Here is a 22,994-nt window from a genome sequence, read left to right as displayed (position 1 = left end):
TCCATGAGCGTTTCTAACACCCCGTATCAAAACGCCCGCTTGCTGATCGACGGCGAATGGGTCGAGTCGCAGACCACTGAGTGGCACGACATCGTTAACCCGGCCACTCAGCAAGTGCTGGCCAAAGTCCCGTTTGCCACCGCTGATGAAGTCAACGCCGCCATTGCCGCTGCCCAACGCGCCTTCCAGACCTGGAAGCTGACGCCGATTGGCGCACGCATGCGCATCATGCTCAAGCTGCAAGCCCTGATCCGTGAGCACTCCAAACGTATTGCCACCGTCCTCAGTGCTGAACAAGGCAAAACCATTGCCGACGCCGAGGGCGATATTTTCCGTGGCCTGGAAGTAGTCGAACACGCGTGCTCCATCGGCACCTTGCAGATGGGGGAATTCGCAGAAAACGTCGCAGGCGGAGTAGACACCTACACCTTGCGCCAACCAATCGGCGTCTGTGCAGGGATCACGCCTTTCAACTTCCCGGCCATGATTCCGCTGTGGATGTTCCCGATGGCCATCGCTTGCGGTAACACCTTCGTCCTTAAACCTTCCGAGCAAGACCCGCTGTCGACCCTGATGCTGGTCGAACTGGCAATCGAAGCCGGGGTTCCACCAGGCGTGCTCAACGTTGTCCACGGCGGCAAGGACGTAGTGGATGCTCTGTGCACCCACGCAGATATCAAAGCTGTTTCGTTTGTCGGCTCAACCGCCGTCGGCACCCATGTCTATGACCTGGCGGGCCGTCACGGCAAGCGCGTGCAATCGATGATGGGCGCGAAAAACCACGCAGTGGTGCTGCCCGACGCCAACCGTCAGCAAACCCTCAATGCACTGGTAGGCGCAGGTTTTGGTGCTGCCGGTCAGCGTTGCATGGCCACCTCTGTAGTGGTGCTGGTGGGCGCTGCCAAACAATGGCTGCCAGACCTCAAGGCGCTGGCGCAAAAACTCAAGGTCAACGCCGGCAGCGAAGCGGGTACAGACGTAGGCCCGGTGATCTCCAAACGTGCGAAAGAACGTGTGCTGGGGCTGATCGAAAGCGGTATCAAAGAAGGCGCAGTGCTTGAACTTGATGGCCGTAACATCAAGGTCCCGGGTTTCGAACAGGGTAACTTTATCGGTCCGACCCTGTTTTCAGGCGTCACCACCGACATGCAAATCTATACCCAGGAAATCTTCGGCCCGGTGTTGGTGGTGATTGAAGTCGACACCCTCGACCAGGCCATCGCGCTGGTCAACGCCAACCCGTTCGGTAACGGCACCGGCCTGTTTACCCAGAGTGGCGCAGCGGCTCGCAAGTTTCAGAGCGAAATCGATGTCGGCCAGGTTGGTATCAATATTCCGATTCCAGTGCCGGTGCCGTTCTTCAGTTTCACCGGTTCCCGTGGCTCCAAGCTCGGCGATCTGGGCCCGTACGGCAAGCAAGTGGTGCAGTTCTATACTCAAACCAAGACCGTCACCAGCCGTTGGTTTGACGATGAAAGCGTGAATGATGGCGTCAATACCACCATCAATCTTCGTTGAGGGCACACACCATGAACATCGCATTTATTGGTTTGGGCAACATGGGCGCACCGATGGCGCGCAACCTGCTCAAGGCCGGGCACTCGTTGAACCTGTTTGACCTGAACAAAGACATCCTGGCCGAGCTGGAAGCCCTTGGCGGCCATATCAGCGCGTCGCCGCGCGATGCGGCCAAAGGCACCGAGCTGGTGATCACCATGCTCCCGGCAGCGGCCCATGTGCGTAGCGTGTGGCTGGGTGAAGACGGTGTGTTGGCCGGTATCGGTGCCGGTGTGCCGGCCGTGGATTGCAGCACCATCGACCCGCAAACCGCCCGTGAAGTGGCCGCCGCTGCGGCCAAGCAAGGCGTGCAAATGGCCGATGCCCCGGTATCCGGCGGTACAGGCGGTGCGCAGGCGGGCACCCTGACCTTTATGGTGGGTGCTTCCCAGGGCCTGTTCGACACCTTGCACCCGGTGCTCTCGCAAATGGGCCGCAACATAGTCCATTGCGGGGATGTGGGCACCGGCCAAGTGGCTAAAATCTGCAACAACCTGCTGCTCGGGATTTCCATGGTGGGCGTCAGCGAAGCCATGGCCCTGGGCGCAGCGCTGGGCATCGACAGCGAAGTATTGGCCGGAGTTATCAACAGCTCCACCGGGCGCTGCTGGAGTTCGGAGGTGTACAACCCGTGGCCGGGCATCGTTGAAACGGCCCCTGCATCACGCGGCTATACCGGCGGCTTTGGCGCCGAGTTGATGCTCAAGGATCTGGGGCTGGCCACCGAAGCTGCACGCCAGGCCCATCAACCTGTGGTGATGGGCGCCGTGGCGCAACAGTTGTATCAGGCCATGAGTCTGCGCGGCGAAGGCGGCAAAGACTTCTCGGCCATCATCAATAGCTATCGCAAACCCCAATAGGGGGTTTTCCCGGGAGTCCGCGTCGGGCGGATTCCCGGGTTTTTTTCGGGCTTTAGATCAGGCAAAAACGAAATACTTGCGCACGGTTTCCACCACTTCCCACGTGCCTTTCATACCCGGTTCCACCACAAAAATATCCCCGGCCCGCAGATGGATTGGCTCCTTGCCCTCAGGGGTGATGATGCAATAGCCTTCGCGGAAATCGCAGTATTCCCACTTCACGTACTCCACGTACCACTTGCCTGGTGTGCAAATCCACGTGCCCATGATCTTGCTGCCGTCTTCGCTGGTGTAAGCGTTGAGGTTGACGGTGTGCGGGTCGCCTTCGAGTTTTTCCCATTTGCAGGCATCGAGCACGGGCAGGGGATGGGTGTCGCGAAGCACAGTAATTGGCGCAGACATAAGACCTCCGGTGATGGGTTAATAACCCCCACCCTAACCGCAGCAGTGCTCTGACAGATGCCTGATCCCGACCCCCAGATACGCAAAAGCCCCGGCACTGAACGCAGTGACGGGGCTTTTTGTACCGGTTGAACGCTTAGCGTGAGTTGGCCAGCGCCTTGCCAGTGCGCAGGCGCACCAAATAGAACCCGTAGATGATCAGCAGCCACACTGGAATCGCATATACCGAGGCGCGAACATCGGGGATCATCCAGATCACCGACACGATCACCGCCATAAACACCAGGCACAGGATATTGCTGAACGGGAACCAGAACGCCTTGAACGAAGGCGTCACGCCTTGCACCGCCATGGCCTTGCGGAACTTGATATGGGTGAGGCTGATCAGCGCCCAGTTGATCATCAACGAGGCAACCACCAGCGCAAACAGCAACTCCAGCGCCTTGTGCGGGGCCACATAGTTGACCACCACACACAGCAACGTCACCAGCGCCGACACGCCCAGTGCCCGCAGTGGCACGCCATTGTTGGTCAGCTTCATCAGCGCCTTGGGCGCATCACCCTGTTCGGCCAGGCCGAAGAGCATGCGGCTGTTGCAGTACACGCCGCTGTTGTAGACCGACAGCGCGGCAGTCAGTACCACGAAGTTGAGAATTTGTGCCGCCGTGTTGCTACCGATCAGGGCGAAAATCTGCACAAACGGGCTACTGCCGTAGGCATCGCCACCGGCGCCCAATGTGACCAGCAACTGATCCCACGGGTACAGCGCCAACAGCACCGTCAGTGCGCCCACATAGAAAATCAGAATTCGGTACACCACCTGGTTGATGGCCTTGGGGATTACCTTTTTCGGCTCGCTGGCTTCAGCCGCGGTGATGCCCACCAACTCCAGGCCGCCGAAAGAAAACATGATAAAGGCCATGGCCATCAGCAGGCCGGTGCCGCCATTGGGGAAGAACCCGCCGTGGCTCCACAGGTTGCTGATCGACGCTTGCGGGCCGCCGGTGCCGCTGAACAGCAGGTAGCACCCGAGCACGATCATGCCGACAATCGCCACCACCTTGATGATCGCGAACCAGAACTCCATTTCGCCGAACACCTTCACGTTCAGCGTGTTGATCAGGTTGACCAATACAAAAAACACCACGGCGCTGACCCAGGTCGGCACCTCGGGCCACCAGAACTGGATGTACTTGCCCACCGCCGTCAGCTCGGCCATGCCTACCAGTACGTACAGAACCCAATAGTTCCAGCCCGACAGAAACCCCGCATAACCGCCCCAGTACTTATGGGCAAAGTGGCTGAAAGAACCGGCCACCGGCTCCTCGACAATCATCTCGCCCAATTGGCGCATGATCAGAAACGCGATAAAACCGGCAATCGCATAGCCCAGAATCATCGATGGCCCGGCCGACTTGAGTACGCCCGCCGAACCCAAAAACAGGCCCGTACCGATAGCGCCGCCCAGGGCAATCAGCTGGATATGGCGGTTTTTCAAACCGCGTTTGAGTGTGACCGGGGGGGAGTTAGCGTCAGCCATCGGGTGCCCTGTGGGTTGTTATTCTCAAGATCTGATCAAAATACCCGCGGCCAAAGACGCCCCGGGTGTCGCAAGCCCCGGATATTACTCTTGGTAAAAATGCAGGCATACAGCTGAACGCAAAACCGCGACACTTCCTACGGCATTAACTGACTGATAGCGCCTCAAGCAATGCAGCGGCATAGGCGGGCAACTGCTCAAACGAGCGGGCGCACAGCAGCAGTTTGCGATCTGCCCACGGCTCGCTCAGGTTCACCACCTTAAAGGTGCGCGGTGCCTGCCAGCGCGTGATTGTCGCTTGTGGCACGATGCCCAGCCCGGCGCCACGGGCGACCATGCGCAGCACCCCGTCAAAACCTTCGGCACGAATTCGCACGTGCATGCGCAAGCCGCTGTGCAACGCCTGCTCTTCCAGGTACACCGCCAGCGCGCTATTCGCTGACAGCCCGACATAGTCATGGCTCAGGGTGGCGCTGAAGCTGAGCACCGGGTAATCGGCCAGCGGGTGATCGAGCGGTATCACCAGTACCAGCGGATCATCGCGAAAGGGGCGGGTTTGCAGGTTGCGGGTGTCTACCGCGTTGGAAATTACCCCGATATCGGCTGCATCCTGACGCAGTGCATGGGTGATGCGCAGGCTGGTGAGCTCTTGTTGATCGACGCTGATATTGGGGTGCTGGCGCACAAAGTCGGCGAGCAACTCGGGCAGATATTCGGTGTGGGCGGTGGTGTTGCACAGCAGGCGGATCCGGCCTTTAAAGCCCAAGGCATATTCACCCAGATCGTGGTTCATGCGCTCCACCTGCTGCAACAACAACCGTGCATGTTGCGCCAGCGCTTGCCCGGCCGGAGTGGGGCTGATACCACGGCGACTGCGTTGCAAAAAGTCCACGCCCAGGGATGACTCCATGGCTCTGATCCGCGCACTGGCAGCGGCCAGCGACAAATGACTAAGGCTGGCGCCCGCCGTGATATTGCCCGCCTGCAGTACATTCAAGTACAAGCGCAGATCAACCAGATCGAAGTGCATGTAAGCGTCCAGCAGTTAAATGAAGAATCTATGTGGGGTAAATACCTGTAGCAGCAGCCTCGTTCCTCCGGCAGCTGCTACGCAATATAGAGTCTCCCACAGAGAATTTATAATTTGCCTATTGCTGTGCAAGAGGCTGTCTCAGTGTATGCCGCATTTTCAGGCACCTGCCGATGCTCCAGCATACGCCCATGAAAACACTGATCGAGTTTTACCAACATCTGGGCTGGGCCTTGTCACTGCTGGTGATGATGAGCTTTTTGCTGGCGGGCACGGTCAAGGGCGTGATTGGCCTTGGCTTGCCGACTGTCGCCATGGGCATGCTCGGGCTGGCTATTGCTCCGGCGCAGGCTGCGGCACTGTTGATTATCCCCTCCATCGTCACCAACGCCTGGCAGCTGGCTGCCGGTGGGCAGTTGCGGGCGTTGATAAAACGCCTGTGGCCCATGCAACTGGGGATCTTTATAGGCACCGGGCTCGGCGTGCTCTGGCTAAACATTGACGGCGGCAGTTGGGTGGGGCGGGCGTTAGGTGCGGCCCTGCTGCTGTATGCCTTGAGCGGCCTGTTCCTGCCCACCCTGCATGTCGCCCCACAGCGCGAGCGCTGGCTAGGCCCGGTGTGCGGGTTGGTCACCGGGCTTATCACCTCGGCCACCGGGGTGTTTGTAATTCCCGCCGTGCCGTACCTGCAAGCGTTGGGGTTGAGTAAAAACCAATTGGTGCAGGCCTTGGGATTGTCCTTCAGCGTCTCCACATTGGCCCTTGCCGCCGGGCTCTACTGGCGCGGCAACCTGGGCGGCGGTGAGCTGAATGCCTCATTGCTGGCGCTGGTGCCCGCCATGCTCGGCATGTGGCTGGGGCAATGGCTGCGCCAGCGCATCAGCGCCCTGTTGTTCAAACGGGTATTTTTTATCGGTATGGCGCTGCTCGGCAGCCACCTATTGATCAACAATTAACGGATATTCGTGCTGTGACGGCAAAGGTGATTTGACTCACTGCGGGTTTTTCTCACACAAGGGGGTCGATATTCTCTCGGCATATTCTTTACCCCCATGCCGCTCAGCAGCGCTGAGGGTTTAACCCCCTGGAGGCTGATGATGAAAAAAATACTCTTGCTTAACGGCGCCAAAAAATTTGCTCACTCCGATGGTCGTTACAACCTGACCCTGCACGAGACCGCACTGGCGTTTTTTGATCGTCAGGGTTTTGAAGTCAAAGTTACCCATATCGACGAAGGCTACGATATCGCCGAAGAAGTCGAAAAATACCTGTGGGCAGATGTGGTCATTTACCAAATGCCGGGCTGGTGGATGGGCGCACCCTGGATCGTTAAAAAGTACATCGACGAAGTATTCACCGAAGGGCACGGCAAGCTCTACGCCAGTGACGGTCGCACCCGCTCCGACGCTTCGCAGCGCTACGGCAGCGGCGGTCTGATCCACGACAAGAAATACATGTTGTCGCTGACCTGGAACGCACCGCAGCAAGCATTTGACGACCCTGCAGACTTTTTCGAGGGCAAAGGCGTGGACGCGGTGTACTTCCCGTTCCACAAGGCCAATCAGTTCCTGGGCATGACCGGCTTGCCGACCTTCTTGTGTGTCGACGTGATGAAGCGTCCACAGCCTGAAGTCGACGCCGCACGTTACGAGCAGCATTTGGCTGAAGTGTTTGGCCTCAACGCCTGACCCCTGCCGACCAATACCCGTAGCAGTTGCCGAAGGAACGAGGCTACGTTCGGCGACGTAGTCGCCGTAAATCCAGAAAAAACGGTATACCTGAGACACCGGGTAGCATGGTTTTACGACTGCTGCGCAGCCGAACGCAGCCTCGTTCCTTCGGCAGCTGCTACGCAACCTACAGAATCCCCCCACAGTTCGAGACGGTATGTACTATCAACGTCTAGTCAATGAGGGGCACGTGTGAAAGCCAGATCCGATGAGCTGCAAATTTTTGTTTCGGTGATCGAGTGCGGTTCGATTTCTGCCGCCGCCGAGCAGGCCGGGCAAACACCTTCAGCCGTCAGCCGCACGCTGTCACGGCTGGAGGCCAAGCTTGAAACCACGCTGATCAACCGCACCACGCGGCGCATGGACCTGACCGAAGAGGGCAAGTTTTTCTTCGAGCGGGCCAAGCTGATCCTTGAACAGATGGATGAACTTGAAGAGCGTCTGATCTCACACCAGCGCACGCCGTCCGGGCGTTTGCGCATCAATGCCGCCTCGCCCTTCATGCTGCACGCCATCGTGCCGTATCTCCCCGAGTTCCGGGCGCTGTACCCCGAGATTCAACTGGAACTCAACAGCAACGATCTGATCATCGATTTGCTGGAGCAAAGCACCGATATCGCGATTCGCATCGGTACCCTGACCGACTCCACCTTGCATGCCCGCTCCTTGGGTTGCAGCCCGCTGAACATCCTCGCCAGCCCCGACTACATTGCCGCCCACGGCATGCCCGCCAGCGTGGCCGATTTGGCCAACCACACCCTGATCGGTTTTACTCAGAACGATGGCCTTAACCAGTGGCCGCTGCGTTATGCCCAGGGCGATCGCTGGCCCATCCAACCGGCCATCAGCGCGTCGAGCGGCGAGACCGTGCGCCATCTGGCGCTGCAAGGGCAGGGCATCGCCTGCCTGTCGCACTTTATGACTCACGAAGATATCAAGACCGGGCGCTTGCAGGCGGTGCTGGGCGAGTTCAACAGCGGTTACAGGCAGCCGATTAACGCCGTTTACTACCGCAACTCACAGCTGGCACTGCGCATTCAGTGTTTTCTGGATTTTATCCAGGCCAAACTCGCCGGGTACGCGGGCCCGCACTTCAAGGGCTAAGGTGCTTGCTCCTACAGGTATTTGTGTGGCTGGCCCACACAAATAGCAACGTCTGCACCTGCTGCGTCGCTTTCTATTGAGTGATGTTTCCTAGAGAATCCTGAGCGTCTTGTGGCGCTGCAAACGGGTCGATAGTCTCGCCGAGTCGCTGGTTTCAGTGACCGGTTGTGACAGGCCGTTGAGAGTGACAAGACAGCCTCATAGACATTTCATCGTGTTATGGCGGCTGTGTGCGGGGCACTTTCGAGTGCGCCGAGTCTTGTCAGCTCTCCTCGGTCTGTCACCCGCACGCAGCTGCCACCTTCACCGATTGACAGCGGGACAGAGGCAGTTCTTTCAGCCATTTTTTTGAGTTGACGCCATGAAGAAAATTGTCCCCGATCCTCCGCTGTATACCTGCGCCCATCAGGGCACTTCGCTGTTCAGCATCAACCCCGGCGTGCCTGTTCAGGACGCGCTCAAACACGCATCGTTGTTGCTCAAGGGCGCGGAATTGACCGCCGACGATATCCGCTCCCACCTCAGCGGCTTTGAAGCCGAACAGCTATGGAACGTGATTCACAGCGTGGAAATGGCCCGTGGCCTGGTGGATGCACTGATAACCGAAGCCCATACATAACTCTCCCGTAGCAGCTGCCGAAGGCACGAGGCTGCGTCCGGCGACGAAGTCGTCGTAAATCCGGTAAACGCGGTCTACCAAAAACACCGGGTTGTATGGTTTTACGACTGCTACGCAGCCGGACGCAGCCTCGTGCCTTCGGCAGCTGCTACGAGCCCAGTTTTGGCGCAGAACTGAGTCTTCCACAAGGTTGTGCGTCGTTCCGCACTTTCGCTTTTGTGGTTTGAAATCATTGCCGAATTCAGACAAGGTTCGGTCACGGTTGATAACAATAAAAGGAAGTATCGAATGCGTATTGTGTGGTTCAAAACCCTGGCCTTGACGGCTGCCATCGCCGCCAGCTCTTCGGCGTATGCCGTCACTCTGGAAGGCGGCGCGGTCGCGGCACCGGATCAATATGGCGCTGAAGTAGCTGCGCAAATTCTCAAAAAAGGCGGTAACGCTGTCGACGCCGCTGTGGCGACCGCCTTCACCCTGGCTGTGACCTACCCCGAAGCCGGCAACATCGGCGGCGGCGGTTTCATGACGATGTATATCGATGGCAAACCCTATTTCCTCGACTATCGCGAAACGGCGCCCAAAGCCGCCAGCCGTGATATGTACCTCAACGAAAAAGGCGAAATCATCGAGAACCTGAGCCTGGTCGGCTCGCGCGCCGCTGGCGTGCCGGGCACGGTGATGGGCTTGTGGGAGGCGCACCAGCGCTTCGGCAAATTGCCGTGGGCCGAGCTGCTGACCCCGGCCGTGGGTTACGCGAAAAACGGCTTCAAGGTGGCTGACCAGCAATTCCAGTACCGCGAAGATGCATTGGCGCTGTTCAAGGGCACCACCAACTTCGGCGATTATTTCGGCAGCATGAAACCCGGCGAAACCTTCAAGCAGCCAGAGCTGGCCGTGACCCTGGAACGCATCGCCGACCAGGGTGCCAAGGACTTCTACCACGGTAAAACCGCCGACCTGCTGGTGGCGCAGATGCAAAAGGACAAAGGCCTGATCACCAAGGAGGACCTTAACGATTACAAGGTCAACTGGCGTGAGCCGATGCGTGTGGATTTCCGTGGCAACACGTTGTACACCGCGCCGCTGCCAAGCTCGGGCGGTATCGCGCTGGCACAGCTGATCGGTATTAAAGAGGACCGTGCGGCGGACTTCAAAGGCGTGGAACTGAACTCCGCCCCCTATATCCACCTGTTGGCTGAGATCGAAAAACGCGTGTTTGCTGACCGTGCCGATTACCTCGGCGACCCGGACTTCGGCAAGATGCCCGTGGCAGAGCTGACCGACCCTGCCTATATCGCCAAGCGCGCAAAAGAGGTCAATCCAAAAGCGATTTCCGAGACCGCCAAGGTCAAGCCGGGCCTGGAACCGCATCAGACCACACACTTCTCCATTGTCGACAAACAGGGCAACGCGGTCAGCAATACCTATACCCTGAACTGGGATTACGGCAGCGGCGTTGTGGTTAAAGGCGCGGGCTTCTTGCTGAACGACGAAATGGACGACTTCAGCTCCAAGCCGGGCGTAGCCAACGCTTTTGGTGTGGTGGGTGGCAATGCCAACGCCATCGAACCGGGCAAGCGCATGTTGTCGTCCATGAGCCCAAGCCTGGTGACCCGCGACGGTCAGGTCACGCTGGTACTGGGCACACCTGGCGGCTCGCGGATCTTCACCTCGATTTTCCAGGTACTCAATAACATCTACGACTACGACCTGCCGCTGGAAAAAGCGGTGGCGGCGCAGCGCGTGCATCACCAGTTGCTGCCTAAAGACACGATCTACTTCGACGCCTATGCGCCGCTCACCGGCAAAGTGGCTGATGAGCTCAAAGCCATGGGTTACACCTTGGAAGATCAGGGCTGGAACATGGGTGACATTCAGGCCATTCGGGTGAACGGCACCCAACTCGAAACCGCCTCCGACCCGCGTGGCCGTGGTGTAGGCAGGGTGGTGAAGTAACAACAGAAACGTGTAGCCGCGCCGAAGGCTGCGATGGGTTGCGAAGCGACCCCGCTTTTCCAGCAGCGAAGCCCCTGGCGGCCTTATCGCAGCCTGCGGCAGCGGCTACAGTTATCTCGCCTCTATTCAATTTGTTACCATCTGTTGCTCGTTACTCCCTCCTAGGTAAATCATGAAATTCTCACGTCTGCGCGCTGATGTCCTGGCCGGGCTCACGACGTCCTTCGCTCTGTTGCCCGAGTGCATCGCGTTCGCGCTGGTTGCCCACCTCAACCCGCTGATGGGCTTGTATGGCGCGTTTATTATTTGCACCCTCACCGCGCTGTTTGGCGGGCGGCCGGGCATGGTCTCCGGTGCGGCCGGGTCGATGGCGGTGGTGATCATCGCGTTGGTGGTGCAACACGGCGTGCAGTATTTATTGGCCACCGTTTTGCTAAGTGGGCTGATCATGCTGGCGTTCGGTCTGCTCAAACTCGGCAAGCTGGTACGCATGGTGCCGCACCCGGTGATGCTGGGTTTTGTGAACGGCCTGGCGATCGTGATTGCCATGGCGCAACTGGATCACTTCAAAGACGGCGACACCTGGCTCAGTGGCATGGCGCTATACATGATGATCGGGCTGGTGGCCGCGACCATGGCCATCGTCTACCTGTTGCCGCGTCTGACCCGCGCCGCGCCGCCTGCGCTGGTGGCGATTTTGGGCGTAGGCCTGGCGGTTCATTTTATGGGTTTGCCGACCCGAACCTTGGGCGATATGGCGCATATCGCCGGTGGTTTACCGAGCTTTAGCCTGCCGCAGATTCCCTGGACCCTGGAAACCCTGAGCATCATCGCGCCTTACGCCATCGTGATGGCGGTGGTCGGGCTGCTGGAAACCTTGCTGACCCTCAACCTGACTGACGAAATCACCGAGAGCCGTGGCTACCCGGACCGTGAGTGCGTAGCACTGGGCGCAGCCAATATGGTTTCGGGGGCGTTAGGTGGGATGGGCGGTTGCGCGATGATCGGGCAAACCGTGGTCAACCTCAGCTCCGGTGGGCGTGGTCGGTTGTCCGGGGTGACCGCCGGGGTGATGATTTTGCTGTTTGTGTTGTTTCTGTCGCCGTTTATCGAGCGCATCCCGCTGGCAGCGCTGGTGGGGGTGATGTTCGTGGTATCGCAGCAGACCTTTGCCTGGGCCTCTTTGCGGGTACTGAACAAAGTACCGCTTAACGATGTGCTGGTGATCATCGCTGTGACGGTGATTACCGTGTTCACCGACCTGGCGGTGGCGGTGATGTGCGGGGTCATTATTGCTGCGCTCAACTTCGCCTGGCAGCAGGCCCGCCAGCTATACGCCGACGCTGATCTGCAGAGCGATGGCAGCAAACTGTACCGGGTCCATGGCACGCTGTTTTTTGCCTCTACCACAGCCTTTCTCAAACAGTTCGATCCGGCCAATGACCCGGCGCAGGTAACGCTTGATTGCGCTCATTTGACCTTCGTCGATTATTCGGCGATTGCGGCACTCGATACCCTGCGCGAGCGCTATCGCAAGGCGGGCAAGCATTTGCGAGTGCTGCACCTGTCCGAGCGCAGCAAAAAACTGCTTAAACGCGCCCGTGTGCATCACGAGTGAAAATACGTCCCCCGGATTTTCATTTTTGACTGTTGCTCATACCTGAACACGACACGACGTATCGGTCAGCGAAAGTAATTTTCATAAAGATTGATAACGCTCCCCGGTAATGCTTTCTGAGTTTCATAAGAACTCAAAAAATATTGCCGGGGGAACCTCTTATGACGCCATCTTCGGGCTACGGGCTGCTGCTCTACGCGGCCATTGCCATCATTGCGCTGATCGTTCTGATTGCGCGCTACAAGATCAATCCGTTTATCGTCATCACCCTGGTTTCAATCGGGCTGGGCCTGATGGCGGGCATGCCTGCAGGCAGTGTGATGGGGGCTTATGAGGGCGGTGTCGGTAAAACCCTGGGGCACATTGCACTGGTGGTGGCGCTGGGCACCATGCTCGGCAAGATGATGGCCGAGTCGGGGGGCGCCGAGCAGGTGGCGCGCACCTTGATTGACCGTTTTGGTGAGCGCAACGCGCACTGGGCCATGGTCTGCATCGCGTTCCTGGTGGGCTTGCCGCTGTTTTTTGAGGTCGGCTTTGTGCTGCTGGTGCCGATTGCCTTCACCGTTGCGCGCCGGGTTGGGGTGTCAGTGCTGATGGTCGGCTTGCCGATGGTGGCCGGTTTGTCGGTGGTGCACGCACTGGTGCCGCCGCACCCGGCGGCGATGCTGGCTGTGCAGGCGTATCAGGCTTCTGTTGGGCAAACCCTGATGTACGCGATTCTGATCGGCATCCCTACGGCGATCATCGCCGGGCCGCTGTTCGCCAAATTTATCGTGCCGCGCATTCAGTTGCCTGCCGACAACCCGCTGGAAAAGCAATTTATCAACCGCGAACCCCGGGCACGCTTGCCGAGTTGCAGCATCACCCTGGGCACGATCCTGCTGCCGGTGGTGCTGATGCTGATCGGCGGCTGGGCCAATCTGATTTCTACCCCGGGGAGCGGGTTCAATCAGTTTTTGCAGTTCATCGGTAACTCGGTGATGGCGCTGCTGATCGCTACGGTGGTGAGTTTCTGGACCTTGGGGCTGGCCCAGGGGTTTAACCGTGAATCGATTTTGAAATTCACCAACGACTGCCTTGCGCCCACCGCCAGCATCACCTTGCTGGTGGGGGCGGGTGGCGGGTTGAACCGCATTCTGATCGATTCGGGCGTGACCACCGAAATTGTTGGCCTGGCTCAGGAGTTTCAGTTGTCGCCGCTGTTTATGGGCTGGGTGTTTGCTGCGCTGATGCGCATTGCCACCGGCTCGGCCACTGTCGCCATGACCACCGCTTCGGGGATTGTGGCGCCAGTGGCGATTGGTCTGGGTTATCCACACCCTGAATTATTGGTGCTGGCCACGGGCGCAGGGTCGGTGATTTTTTCTCACGTGAACGACGGCGGCTTCTGGCTGGTGAAGGAATACTTCAATATGACCGTCGCCCAAACCTTCAAGACCTGGACGGTGCTGGAAACCCTGATTTCCGTGGTGGCGTTTGGTTTTGTCCTGATCCTCTCAGAGCTGATTTAAATGGACATCCTGTATCAAATTCGCGTTCGCCAGGACAGCTTCAGCGCCGCCGAAGCGCGGATTGCCCGGCTGATGCTCAGCGACATCGGCTTTGCCGCCAGTGCCAGCCTCGACGAACTGGCTCTGCGGGCCGAGGTCAGCAGCGCCACCTTGTCGCGCTTTGCCCGCAGCGTCGGTTGCCGCGACTTGCGTGACCTGCGCTTGCAATTGGCCCAGGCCAGCGGCGTGGGTAACCGCTTTCTGGATAGCGCGAGCATGCCCGAGCAATCGGCGTTTTTTCGCCAGATCGTGGGGGATATCGAGTCGACGCTGCATGAGCATCTGGCCGGTTTCAACGGTGAAAGATTTGCCGATGCGGTCCGGGTGCTCAGCGAGGCGAGGATGATTCACGCGTTCGGCATGGGCGGTTGCTCCAGTGGGTGCAGTGATGAATTGCAGGTGCGCCTCGTGCGGCTGGGCTACCCCATCGCTGCTTGCCGCGACGCCGTGATGATGCGGGTGGTGGCCGCGACCCTCGGGGCGGAACACGCCGTTATTGTGTGCTCTTTGACGGGGCAGACCCCGGAGCTGATCGAGGCGGTAAAGCTGGCCCACAACTATGGCGCCAAGGTGATTGCGATCACCCGTCCCGACTCGCCGCTGGCTGAACTGGCGGATGTGGTGCTGGCGCTGCAAGGGGTGGAAACCAGCTTTATCTACAAGCCCACGGCGGCCCGTTACGGCATGTTGCTGGCTATTGATGTGCTCGCCACCGAGCTGGCGTTGTCGATGCCCGAAGCCAACCAGGAGCGCTTGCGCCGGATCAAGCTGGCATTGGATGACTATCGTGGCGGCGACGACTGCCTGCCGTTGGGGGATTGAAATGCGCTACGACACACTGATTCGCAATGCACGGCTGATTGATGGCACTAACGCCCCGGCCTATACGGCTGATGTGGCGGTGCGCGGGGGGCGTATCGAGCGTATCGGCGACTTGAGCGATGCACGCGCCGCCCACGAAACTGACGCCGCTGGCCGGGTGCTGGCGCCGGGCTTTATTGATGTACATACCCACGATGACACAGTGGTTATCCGCCAGCCGCAGATGTTGCCAAAACTCAGTCAGGGCGTGACCACGGTGATTGTCGGTAACTGCGGCATCAGCGCATCGCCCGTGACCCTGCGCAATGAACCGCCGGATCCGATGAACCTGTTGGGGGCCAAGGCTGCGTTTGTATACCCGCGTTTCAGTGACTATCGTGCCGCGGTCGAGGCGGCCAGCCCTGCAGTGAATGTTGCCGCGCTGATCGGTCATACGGCCTTGCGCAGTAACCATATGGACGATTTGCAGCGCACCGCCAGCGCCAGTGAAATCCAGGCCATGCGTCAACAACTGCGCGAAAGCCTGGAAGCGGGGGCTTTGGGGTTATCCACAGGGCTGGCCTACGCCAGTGCATTCAGTGCCGAGACCGACGAAGTGCTGCAACTGGCTGGCGAACTGACTGCGTTCGGGGCTTTGTACACCACCCATTTGCGCAGTGAGTTCGAACCCGTGCTGGAGGCGATGGACGAAGCGTTTTTGATCGGACACCAGGCTCGAGTGCCGGTAATCATTTCCCATCTCAAATGCGCCGGTGCGGGCAATTGGGGGCGCAGCCCGCAGTTGCTGGCGGCGCTGGAGCAGGCGGCGAAGACCCACCCGGTGGGCTGCGATTGCTATCCCTATGCGGCGAGTTCTTCGACCCTGGACCTCAAGCAAGTGACTGATGCGTTTCGCATCACCATCACCTGGTCGACGCCGCACCCTGAGATGGGTGGGCGTGATTTACAGGACATTGCCGGGCTTTGGGGCTTGTCGTTACTGGACACGGCGCAGCGTTTGCAACCTGCAGGCGCGGTGTATTACGGGATGGATGAAAGCGATGTGCGCAGGATCCTCGCGCATCCGTTATCGATGATCGGCTCGGACGGGTTGCCTGAAGACCCGTTTCCGCATCCGCGTCTGTGGGGGGCGTTTCCAAGGGTGTTGGGGCATTACAGCCGAGACGTGGGCCTGTTCCCGTTGCACACGGCAGTACACAAAATGACCGGGTTGTCGGCGCAGCGTTTTGGTCTGAGGGAGCGGGGCGAAATACGCGAAGGCAACTGGGCGGACCTGGTGCTGTTCGACGCCAGGACAGTGCGCGATGTGGCAGATTTCAACCAACCGCAGCAGGCAGCTGAAGGGATAGACGGGGTGTGGGTCAACGGCGTGTTGAGTTATCAACAGGGCGCAGCCAGTGGCAATCGCGCCGGAGTGTTTTTAGCTCGCTGATATTGCTGTTGTGGGCGCGAGCAAGCCCGCGCCCACAGGCTCGAGTGGTTACACCTTGAAGTGGCTCACCATCTCTTGTAGCTGATTACCCAACCGCGCCAGTTCAACGCTGGACTTGGCCGTCTCGTCGCTGGCCGCTGCGGTTTGCTCGGAGACGTCGCGCACGTTGACGATGCTGCGGCTGATCTCTTCGGCCACTGCGCTTTGCTGCTCGGCGGCTGCGGCAATTTGCTGGTTCATCGACTGAATATTCGACACCGTGCGGGTGATGCCTTGCAGCGACGTGCCTGCCTGGCGTGTGAGAGTCACGCTGCTGTCGGTCAGGTTGCGGCTGTTGTGCATCACGCTGGCCACGTGCTGCGTGCCGCTTTGCAGGGCTGCAACCAGGGTCTGGATTTCTTCGGTGGATTTTTGCGTGCGCTGGGCCAGACCGCGCACTTCATCGGCAACCACGGCAAAGCCACGGCCTGCGTCACCGGCACGGGCCGCTTCAATGGCGGCGTTGAGGGCCAGCAGGTTGGTCTGTTCGGCCACAGCCTTGATCACGTCCATCACGCTGCCGATCTTGTCGCTTTCCTGTTGCAGCACGGCCATGGCTTCAGTCGAACGGCCGACTTCTACCGCCAGACGCTCGATCTGATCAATCGCCTGGTTGACCACGGTGTCGCCTTCGCGGGCTTCATTGTCTGCCGCGGCCGCCGCTTGCGAGGCCTGTTCGGCGTTACGTGCGACTTCCTGCACGGTGGCGGTCATTTCATGCATCGCAGTGGCTACTTGATCGGTCTCGATCTTCTGGCTGTTGACCCCGGCGCTGGTTTGCTCGGTGACGGCCGACAGCTCTTCGGCAGCACTGGCGATCTGGCTGACACCGTCGCGAATACCGCTGATCAACTCACGCAGGGTTGTGCCCATGCGCGCAATACCTTGTTGCAGTACGCCCAGTTCATCGCGACGGGTCACCCGCAGGTTCTGCGAGAGGTCGCCACTGGCAATGCGATCAACTACGGCCAGGGTTTCACGCAGGGGCACGGTGATCTGGCGAGTGATGATGACGGCTGCAGTGATGCCAAACAGCAACACCAGCAAGGTGGTGATCAGTTGCATGCTGTTGGCCGTGGCGCTTTCGATATCGCGGCGTTCCAGTTGGAGCTTGTACAACTCATCGCTGTGGCCAAGGATACTGGTGCCGTACTCGGTCATGTCCTTGCGCATGGCGATGATGGTGTTGTCGGTGCTGGCGTACAGCTGCAGCGCTTGTTTGTACTGCGCCATGGTCTGGGTCAGGGTGCGCAGGGTGTCGCCGGCATTCGCGCCGAAATGCGCGGTCAAGCGTTCAAGACTGGCGACGGCGCTGTCCAGTTGCTGGCGTGCAGCCTTCTCGGTGGTGGGGTTGGGCGCGGCAATATAGGCGCGCACCTGATAACGCGAGAGCAGGAACTGCTCGCGTACCTCGGATACCGTCTGGAACATGTCGAAACGGCTTTCATCACCCACAGGCAGTTGCAGGGCACGGGCAATCAGGGTCGCGATGGCGTCCTGTGCCAGTGTGGCGTTGCGGTCCATGCTGGCTCGCGACGCGGCAGACTCAATATACGCCTTGCGCATGTTCGCCAGTGCACGCTCGTAACGGCCGATGACCTCTTGCTGCTCCTTGAGCAACTTGAGGTTTTCAGGGCTTTGAAAAGTGCTGATCAGCTCATTTTGCTGGGTCTTAAACGCATCAATGCTGGTTTGTACATTCTGTGCGGCAGTTTCGTCGCCGTCCGTCAGCATGTACTGCAAGCGCGTGACCCGCAGGTTGGTAAACGCGGTATTGAGGCGCGTGATGTCGCTCATCCAGTTACTGCGATCAATCATCTTGTCCAGACTGATCCAGTTGCAGACGGCCATCACGCAGGTTAGGGCCAGTACCAGGCCAAAGCCCAGGGACAGTTTCAGGTTGACGCTGATGTTGCTCAGCCATCTGTTCATTGAGTTCTCCAGGAACGCTGCACGCATGATCTAAGTTCGCTGGAGGGTTTTATTTTTTTGGCCCAGCCGAGTGTTGTATTCGGCTATATCGGCGGCATTTGTCAGAGCTGAAACGTTTTCTTGTGTGCGTCGTTCATTAACGGCTCACGTTTTTTTTCACATTTGTTTCACCTGTCACTGACCTGCGCTTTTTTAAACTCGTGTTCAGCTAATAGAAAACCACATTGTGTAAGTCTATTTCTTGCAGCAGGGACGCTAAGCGACCCGTTGTCATATTCGGGCTATAGGGTGGCGGCCAGTGTCGTTCACTGACTGCCATAGGAGCGTGTGTACTGTGACGTTGAGTCTTGGTTTGAACGCAATCAATCGCGTAATGCTGCGCTGTGGGCTGGCCCGCTATAAAAATACATTGGTGGTGATCTTTGCCGCCGTGCTGGCCGTAGCACTGACATTGGCGATATTGGCTCCCGCGTCCCCGGCCAATCTGGGGCAGCCGAGCCATGCCGATCAGGTGTTGCAACTGACTAACAGTTGGGCCAAGGGCGATGTGATTGTGCTGGTGCGGCATGCCGAACGCTGTGATCGCTCGACTACGCAGTGCCTTGGCCCCGCAGACGGGGTGACGGTGCGCGGTGCGCAGGCGGTCCAGGTATTGGGTGCAGACTATAAGCAGCTGGGGCTCAATAACGCCGATATCTATAGCAGCCTGCTGACCCGGGCCCGGCAAACGGCCAACGCCATGTTTGATCGACCGGTAGAGGCACAGGACTGGTTGTTCAACTGCCGTGGCACGATGTTGCGTGATGCGCTCAAGCACAAAGTGCCGGGTCACAATCTGATACTCGTGAGCCACAGCGAGTGCATGGACCAAATGCTGGTGGACATGCACCTGTCAACGGACACTACCTTTGGCTACGGCGCTTCATTGTTTATCAACACCAATGGTGTGAACGCAGCGCCGCAGATGCTCGGTTATATCGAGACCAAGGACTGGGCGAGCATTGTACCGGTGGTGACTACACACCACGGGATTGAATCCTCACAATTCTGAAACACTCTGCGGTGAAGGCCCGTGTGACCCCGTCTGTGGGAGCGAGCCTGCCCGCGAAGGTGTCCTCGCTTCGCGAGCAGGCTCGCTCCTGCTGAGTCACTGCATACCCATCAAATACGCTTTAGCAGGCGGTCCCAGTTTTGCTCATCGGGCAACGGCAGGTCGCTGAGTTCGCGGGCCACCACATTTTCGATATCGCTGGCGCTGAGCACTTTTTCATCCAGCCACGGCCAGGTCGCATCCGCGTCACGGAAGTTGAGCTGGCTGTTCAATTGCTCGATGGCAAGGGCGAGCAAATGCAGCAGCACCCATTGGCTGGTGATATAGGGCTTTTGCGGCGCAGGGATACGACTGAGCAGGGTTGTCACGTCGGTCAAATCCGCACTGGGCGATACGTTGCTGTGCAGGTTCCAGACAATCGAACCGTTGTTCGATACATCCTGATTGGCCAGTGCCGGGTCGGTGCTGACCTCCACGTGGAGCTTTACGCGCTGCTGTTCAAGTTGATCAATCAGGTAATTGGCCAGATCCGATTTGCGTAGAAACGCGGTGGCGGTGTTGAAGGCCAGATTAGCGTCGTAGTCGCTCAGGGTCTTGCTGGTGATGCTGATGGTCATGACAGGCTCCTTGGCTGGGAATCGCCCAAGGAGCGTAGCCAATGCACCACGATCGGCCACGCCATCTGCGTATCTGTTGCCTCGGATCAAGTTTATGGGGTGGGTGCTGCCAGGCTGACGAAGTAAAAGTGGTGACGCCCCACACTGACCTTGTCCAGTACGTTCAAGGAGATGCCCGGTATTTCGGGCTTCTCGACAAGGGCGATATTGTCAGGCGATGCACTGAGAAACGCTTGCAGTTCGTCCGTGGTCTTGAGCGTGTGCTGCAATTGCTGGGTGTAAAACACCACGGCACCCAGGCGCTCGTCGGGTCTGAGCAGCGCCACCTGTTTGCCACTGGCTTGCAGGTCCATGACATGGGCGGCGATGGGCTGGAATGACTCTTCCTTGTCGGCTCGCGGGGCCCAATGCGCTGCCAGCATATAGGCGGCCACCAGGCCAGCTAACAGCGCGATGGCTAGAGGACGGTGGTAATCGCTGAGGAACCTGGCTGTTGCCGACTCCGGGCTTTTTTTGCGCAGCCACTCCAGAATCACCCGGGCGTATTCTGCGGCAATGACGGCGGCGGCTGGCGCCAGCGACATCATGTATACCGCGCGTTTGCTGGAGGCGAAGTTCAACAGTAGAAATTGCGCCACCAGCCACACACAGAAGAACAGCAGAAACGGGTTGTCGCGCAGCTGCTTGCGAAAGTGCCACAGGCCCAGATAGGTCAGCAGGTTCCACGGCAGGAAGGCTTCGGGCAGTTTTCTCAGGTAGTAGTAAAACGGTTCGTAATGCCCGGCTTCGACAAACGATCCGCTAAAGCGCCCAACGCTGTTGGTCCATAACAGTTCGCTTACCGCCTGCATCCCGCCGCGCTGATACAGCACACACAGCCAGATCAGTAGTGGGACCAGTCCGAGCAGAGTCAGCAGGGCGGGGCGCAGCCAATTGTGCAGGGCGAAGCGTTTTTCGATCAGGTTTTCACACAGCAAATAGACAAAAATCACCACCCCCGGAAGGGCAAGTCCCAGTACGCCTTTGCTCAAGGTCGCAATGGCAATCCCAGCGGCAAACAACAGCCAACTGCCCCAGGCAAAACGAAGCTGGCGGCTGGCATAAAAAAACGCCAGCAACGCCATGGTTACCCCCAAGGTCAGCAGAGAGTCTTCGCCCACTTGGCGGGCGTTACCCCAAAAAATCCCCATGGTTGCCAGCATCGCCGCTGCAGTCCAGGCCAGAGCGGTTGGACGCCCGAGTTTACGTAACATGGCGTACAGCAACAGCACGCTAAATAAGCCGGCGAAGGCAGAGGCCAGGCGCACCGCGAACAACTCGGCGCCGAACAGGCGAATGGCGCCTGCATCCAGCCACAGGCTCAGGGGTGGTTTTTCGAGGAAGGGGTCATTGAGCAAATTGGGCGTTACCCAATCGTCGCTCAAGTGCATTTGCATGGCGATGCCCGCCACCCGAGATTCGGTAGAGCCTTGTAGTTGATGATTGCCCAGTGCAAAAAACAGCAGGACACAACCGAGCAGCAATAACAGCAAAGCAGGACGAGTCAGACGCATTGGGCTACCAGGCAGAAATCGAATGGAATACTGCGCTGGAGTATAGGAGGGCAATTCTTAACAAATTGTGAAACCTGCCTGCCCAATTTGCCGCTGAGGAGCGAAGCGATCGTTAAAGTCTTTTACGACTGTTTTGCACTCGATCGCAGCCTTTGTTCCTCGTCAGTGGAGAGAGATACTTCAAGCGTGGGAGCGAGCCTGCTCGCGAAGAACATTCGCGAGCAGGCTCGCTCCCACTGGGGGCTTGATCTGGAACAGAGTATTTACAGAGGGTTGTCGGTCAGAACGTGGCTTTAACCTGCAATCCCGCGACCAGCGCATTGCTGCGGCTGGCGCCGTAGAAGGCCCCCGGCTCGATGATGTATTGCAGGTCCGGGCGCAACAGCAACCACGGCGTGACTTGCGCGCCATAGTTGAGTTCGAGCAACTGCTCGCCGCTGTCCAGGTTAGCGATCATGTCCGCTTGTTCCGGGCTGCTGGCCGCCGCTTCTTGAACATCCCGTGAGCGTGAGTTGAACACGGCGCGGCCATAGGCGAAGGCGATGCTGTCTTTGGGGCGGCTGGCAAACGGCTTTTGCTTGACCAGGCCCACCGAGTACCAATGGCTCATCGGCGAGGTTGCAGCATTGCTGCTGGCCGCCTGGCCAAAGGCGCGCAACACGCTTTCGGGGTCTTGCTCGTCACGCCAGATGGCCTGGTCGACCAACACATAGGCGCCGGTGCGATTGTTGGCCTTTTGTGTGCTGCCAATTTTGCGGGTGTTGGACGTGTCGTAGTACCAGCCCACTTTGTATTGGCCATTGAGCCAGGCGTTGTTGGTGAAGATCGCTTCCAGCGGCATGATCGCCCCCGTGGTGCCTTTGGTGGTCATGCTGAAGGCTTCGGAGGAACGGCTGTTGTACTCGGGGTTGACCTGGAACACGGCGGTTTGCAGGGTCAGTGCCGGGCTCACGGTGTAGCGCAACTCACCGCCCCAGTGGCCGGTGGGGTAGTTGGTCCAGCCACTGCCATTGGACTGGGTCAGCGGGTGGGCGCAAAAACCGGCGTTGACGAAGCTGGTCAGCAGCGGCATGCCACCGAAGTCATTGCCCATCGGCAAGAAGCCCAGCTTGGTGGTCAGGTCTTCGGAAAACAGGGTGCGCTGGTAGCTGAACTCGGACAGACGGGTGAAGTTACCGCCGGCGTTTTCCTGGATCGGCAAGCGGTTGCCTACCAGATCTTCGGAAGCACTGTGACCGCGACGATCATTGACGGTGATTTGCACCAGGCCAGCATCGGCGGTGCCGAGTATTTTGCTCAAGTCGAACTGGGCACCGATGCGCACTTGTTGCGAGTAACGAGTGCCGTGCTTGATCCCGCCCTGCAGGTTGGAAAAGGTTTCGGAGTTGTAATCGCCGGTCAGCTTGACGCCTTTGTCGATCAGCTTTTGGCGCTCGCCGCCCCAGTCGCCGGTCAGGGTCGAACGGTTCATCAGGTTGTCGGTGGTATCGGCCAGTACGCAGGCAGGCGCCAGGGCCAGCAATGACAAGCCGCCGCACAGGCTGGTGTTCAGCAGGGCGCGGGAAGAGAAAAACATCTACGG

19 protein-coding genes and 1 pseudogene are annotated in these 22,994 nt (G+C 58.8%); 12 read left to right on the top strand and 8 right to left on the bottom strand.

The window, feature by feature from the left end:
• The first annotated feature begins 3 nt into the window (after positions 1-3).
• A complete protein-coding gene (locus tag N7D90_RS21335) occupies positions 4-1,518 on the top strand; it encodes a CoA-acylating methylmalonate-semialdehyde dehydrogenase (RefSeq protein ID WP_261739838.1) in 1,515 nt (504 codons plus the stop codon).
• 11 nt (positions 1,519-1,529) lie between these two features.
• Entirely contained in the window at positions 1,530-2,417 is an 888-nt protein-coding gene (gene mmsB, locus N7D90_RS21330) for a 3-hydroxyisobutyrate dehydrogenase (protein ID WP_261739837.1), read from the top strand.
• Positions 2,418-2,474: 57 nt separating this feature from the next.
• On the opposite strand, the gene N7D90_RS21325 is transcribed toward mmsB, so the two are convergent.
• The 3 genes from N7D90_RS21325 to N7D90_RS21315 all read right to left on the bottom strand — a co-directional run bounded on the left by N7D90_RS21325 (position 2,475) and on the right by N7D90_RS21315 (position 5,389).
• On the bottom strand, positions 2,475-2,819 hold the full coding sequence (locus tag N7D90_RS21325) for a cupin domain-containing protein (RefSeq protein ID WP_016783536.1): 345 nt from the start codon (positions 2,817-2,819) through the stop codon (positions 2,475-2,477).
• A gap of 136 nt (positions 2,820-2,955) precedes the next feature.
• Complete coding sequence (locus tag N7D90_RS21320) at positions 2,956-4,359, bottom strand: amino acid permease (protein ID WP_261739836.1); 1,404 nt, start codon at positions 4,357-4,359, stop codon at positions 2,956-2,958.
• A 145-nt stretch (positions 4,360-4,504) separates the two neighbouring features.
• Positions 4,505-5,389 (bottom strand): LysR substrate-binding domain-containing protein, encoded by an 885-nt coding sequence (locus tag N7D90_RS21315; protein ID WP_261739835.1) that lies wholly within the window; start codon positions 5,387-5,389, stop codon positions 4,505-4,507.
• Positions 5,390-5,580: 191 nt separating this feature from the next.
• On the opposite strand from N7D90_RS21315, the gene N7D90_RS21310 reads away from it, so the two are divergent.
• From N7D90_RS21310 to N7D90_RS21270, 9 genes are all read left to right on the top strand, one after another.
• Entirely contained in the window at positions 5,581-6,345 is a 765-nt protein-coding gene (locus tag N7D90_RS21310) for a sulfite exporter TauE/SafE family protein (RefSeq protein ID WP_261739834.1), read from the top strand.
• A 141-nt stretch (positions 6,346-6,486) separates the two neighbouring features.
• Positions 6,487-7,077 (top strand): NAD(P)H-dependent oxidoreductase, encoded by a 591-nt coding sequence (locus N7D90_RS21305; RefSeq protein ID WP_261739833.1) that lies wholly within the window; start codon positions 6,487-6,489, stop codon positions 7,075-7,077.
• A gap of 234 nt (positions 7,078-7,311) precedes the next feature.
• On the top strand, positions 7,312-8,223 hold the full coding sequence (locus N7D90_RS21300) for a LysR family transcriptional regulator (RefSeq protein ID WP_261739832.1): 912 nt from the start codon (positions 7,312-7,314) through the stop codon (positions 8,221-8,223).
• A 361-nt stretch (positions 8,224-8,584) separates the two neighbouring features.
• On the top strand, positions 8,585-8,842 hold the full coding sequence (locus N7D90_RS21295; protein ID WP_261739831.1) for a DUF3077 domain-containing protein: 258 nt from the start codon (positions 8,585-8,587) through the stop codon (positions 8,840-8,842).
• 288 nt (positions 8,843-9,130) lie between these two features.
• Positions 9,131-10,798 carry a gamma-glutamyltransferase gene (gene ggt, locus N7D90_RS21290; RefSeq protein ID WP_261739830.1) on the top strand — a complete coding sequence of 556 codons (1,668 nt, stop codon included), beginning with the start codon at positions 9,131-9,133 and terminating at the stop codon, positions 10,796-10,798.
• A 172-nt stretch (positions 10,799-10,970) separates the two neighbouring features.
• On the top strand, positions 10,971-12,416 hold the full coding sequence (locus tag N7D90_RS21285) for a SulP family inorganic anion transporter (RefSeq protein WP_261739829.1): 1,446 nt from the start codon (positions 10,971-10,973) through the stop codon (positions 12,414-12,416).
• A gap of 161 nt (positions 12,417-12,577) precedes the next feature.
• Entirely contained in the window at positions 12,578-13,927 is a 1,350-nt protein-coding gene (locus N7D90_RS21280) for a GntP family permease (protein ID WP_261739828.1), read from the top strand.
• Positions 13,928-14,788, top strand: a complete 861-nt coding sequence (locus N7D90_RS21275; protein ID WP_261739827.1) for a MurR/RpiR family transcriptional regulator — start codon at positions 13,928-13,930, stop codon at positions 14,786-14,788.
• 1 nt (position 14,789) lies between these two features.
• Positions 14,790-16,220 carry an N-acyl-D-amino-acid deacylase family protein gene (locus tag N7D90_RS21270; protein ID WP_261742503.1) on the top strand — a complete coding sequence of 477 codons (1,431 nt, stop codon included), beginning with the start codon at positions 14,790-14,792 and terminating at the stop codon, positions 16,218-16,220.
• Positions 16,221-16,268: 48 nt separating this feature from the next.
• Here the strand turns inward: N7D90_RS21270 and N7D90_RS24745 are convergent, their stop codons facing one another.
• Both N7D90_RS24745 and N7D90_RS24740 read right to left on the bottom strand, forming a co-directional pair.
• Positions 16,269-16,973 carry a methyl-accepting chemotaxis protein gene (locus N7D90_RS24745; RefSeq protein ID WP_395247893.1) on the bottom strand — a complete coding sequence of 235 codons (705 nt, stop codon included), beginning with the start codon at positions 16,971-16,973 and terminating at the stop codon, positions 16,269-16,271.
• Between the two features lie 198 nt (positions 16,974-17,171).
• Positions 17,172-18,056: pseudogene (locus N7D90_RS24740) on the bottom strand (methyl-accepting chemotaxis protein); the annotation flags it as partial.
• Between the two features lie 508 nt (positions 18,057-18,564).
• Between N7D90_RS24740 and N7D90_RS21260 the strand changes: the two are divergent.
• Entirely contained in the window at positions 18,565-19,242 is a 678-nt protein-coding gene (locus N7D90_RS21260) for a histidine phosphatase family protein (RefSeq protein ID WP_261742502.1), read from the top strand.
• Positions 19,243-19,352: 110 nt separating this feature from the next.
• Here the strand turns inward: N7D90_RS21260 and N7D90_RS21255 are convergent, their stop codons facing one another.
• From N7D90_RS21255 to N7D90_RS21245, 3 genes are all read right to left on the bottom strand, one after another.
• The gene (locus tag N7D90_RS21255) at positions 19,353-19,859 is read right to left on the bottom strand and encodes a hypothetical protein (RefSeq protein ID WP_261739825.1); all 507 of its coding nucleotides are present in this window, start codon (positions 19,857-19,859) and stop codon (positions 19,353-19,355) included.
• 92 nt (positions 19,860-19,951) lie between these two features.
• Positions 19,952-21,412: an ArnT family glycosyltransferase gene (locus N7D90_RS21250; protein ID WP_261739824.1), complete on the bottom strand. Its 1,461-nt coding sequence runs from the start codon at positions 21,410-21,412 to the stop codon at positions 19,952-19,954.
• A 280-nt stretch (positions 21,413-21,692) separates the two neighbouring features.
• Complete coding sequence (locus N7D90_RS21245; RefSeq protein WP_261739823.1) at positions 21,693-22,988, bottom strand: carbohydrate porin; 1,296 nt, start codon at positions 22,986-22,988, stop codon at positions 21,693-21,695.
• Between the last annotated feature and the right edge of the window lie 6 nt (positions 22,989-22,994).

The organism is Pseudomonas fragi (assembly GCF_025426255.1).
In the GTDB taxonomy this organism is placed as follows: Bacteria; Pseudomonadota; Gammaproteobacteria; order Pseudomonadales; family Pseudomonadaceae; genus Aquipseudomonas; species Aquipseudomonas kulmbachensis.
This window is presented reverse-complemented; position numbering and strand designations above follow the sequence as displayed.

Coding starts and splice junctions, on each gene's coding strand:
- N7D90_RS21335 (WP_261739838.1), top strand. CDS start 4: ATGAGCGTTTCTAACACCCCGTATCAAAACGCCCGCTTGCTGATCGAC.
- mmsB (WP_261739837.1), top strand. CDS start 1,530: ATGAACATCGCATTTATTGGTTTGGGCAACATGGGCGCACCGATGGCG.
- N7D90_RS21325 (WP_016783536.1), bottom strand. CDS start 2,819: ATGTCTGCGCCAATTACTGTGCTTCGCGACACCCATCCCCTGCCCGTG.
- N7D90_RS21320 (WP_261739836.1), bottom strand. CDS start 4,359: ATGGCTGACGCTAACTCCCCCCCGGTCACACTCAAACGCGGTTTGAAA.
- N7D90_RS21315 (WP_261739835.1), bottom strand. CDS start 5,389: ATGCACTTCGATCTGGTTGATCTGCGCTTGTACTTGAATGTACTGCAG.
- N7D90_RS21310 (WP_261739834.1), top strand. CDS start 5,581: ATGAAAACACTGATCGAGTTTTACCAACATCTGGGCTGGGCCTTGTCA.
- N7D90_RS21305 (WP_261739833.1), top strand. CDS start 6,487: ATGAAAAAAATACTCTTGCTTAACGGCGCCAAAAAATTTGCTCACTCC.
- N7D90_RS21295 (WP_261739831.1), top strand. CDS start 8,585: ATGAAGAAAATTGTCCCCGATCCTCCGCTGTATACCTGCGCCCATCAG.
- ggt (WP_261739830.1), top strand. CDS start 9,131: ATGCGTATTGTGTGGTTCAAAACCCTGGCCTTGACGGCTGCCATCGCC.
- N7D90_RS21285 (WP_261739829.1), top strand. CDS start 10,971: ATGAAATTCTCACGTCTGCGCGCTGATGTCCTGGCCGGGCTCACGACG.
- N7D90_RS21280 (WP_261739828.1), top strand. CDS start 12,578: ATGACGCCATCTTCGGGCTACGGGCTGCTGCTCTACGCGGCCATTGCC.
- N7D90_RS21275 (WP_261739827.1), top strand. CDS start 13,928: ATGGACATCCTGTATCAAATTCGCGTTCGCCAGGACAGCTTCAGCGCC.
- N7D90_RS21270 (WP_261742503.1), top strand. CDS start 14,790: ATGCGCTACGACACACTGATTCGCAATGCACGGCTGATTGATGGCACT.
- N7D90_RS24745 (WP_395247893.1), bottom strand. CDS start 16,973: ATGACCGCCACCGTGCAGGAAGTCGCACGTAACGCCGAACAGGCCTCG.
- N7D90_RS21260 (WP_261742502.1), top strand. CDS start 18,565: ATGCTGCGCTGTGGGCTGGCCCGCTATAAAAATACATTGGTGGTGATC.
- N7D90_RS21255 (WP_261739825.1), bottom strand. CDS start 19,859: ATGACCATCAGCATCACCAGCAAGACCCTGAGCGACTACGACGCTAAT.
- N7D90_RS21250 (WP_261739824.1), bottom strand. CDS start 21,412: ATGCGTCTGACTCGTCCTGCTTTGCTGTTATTGCTGCTCGGTTGTGTC.
- N7D90_RS21245 (WP_261739823.1), bottom strand. CDS start 22,988: ATGTTTTTCTCTTCCCGCGCCCTGCTGAACACCAGCCTGTGCGGCGGC.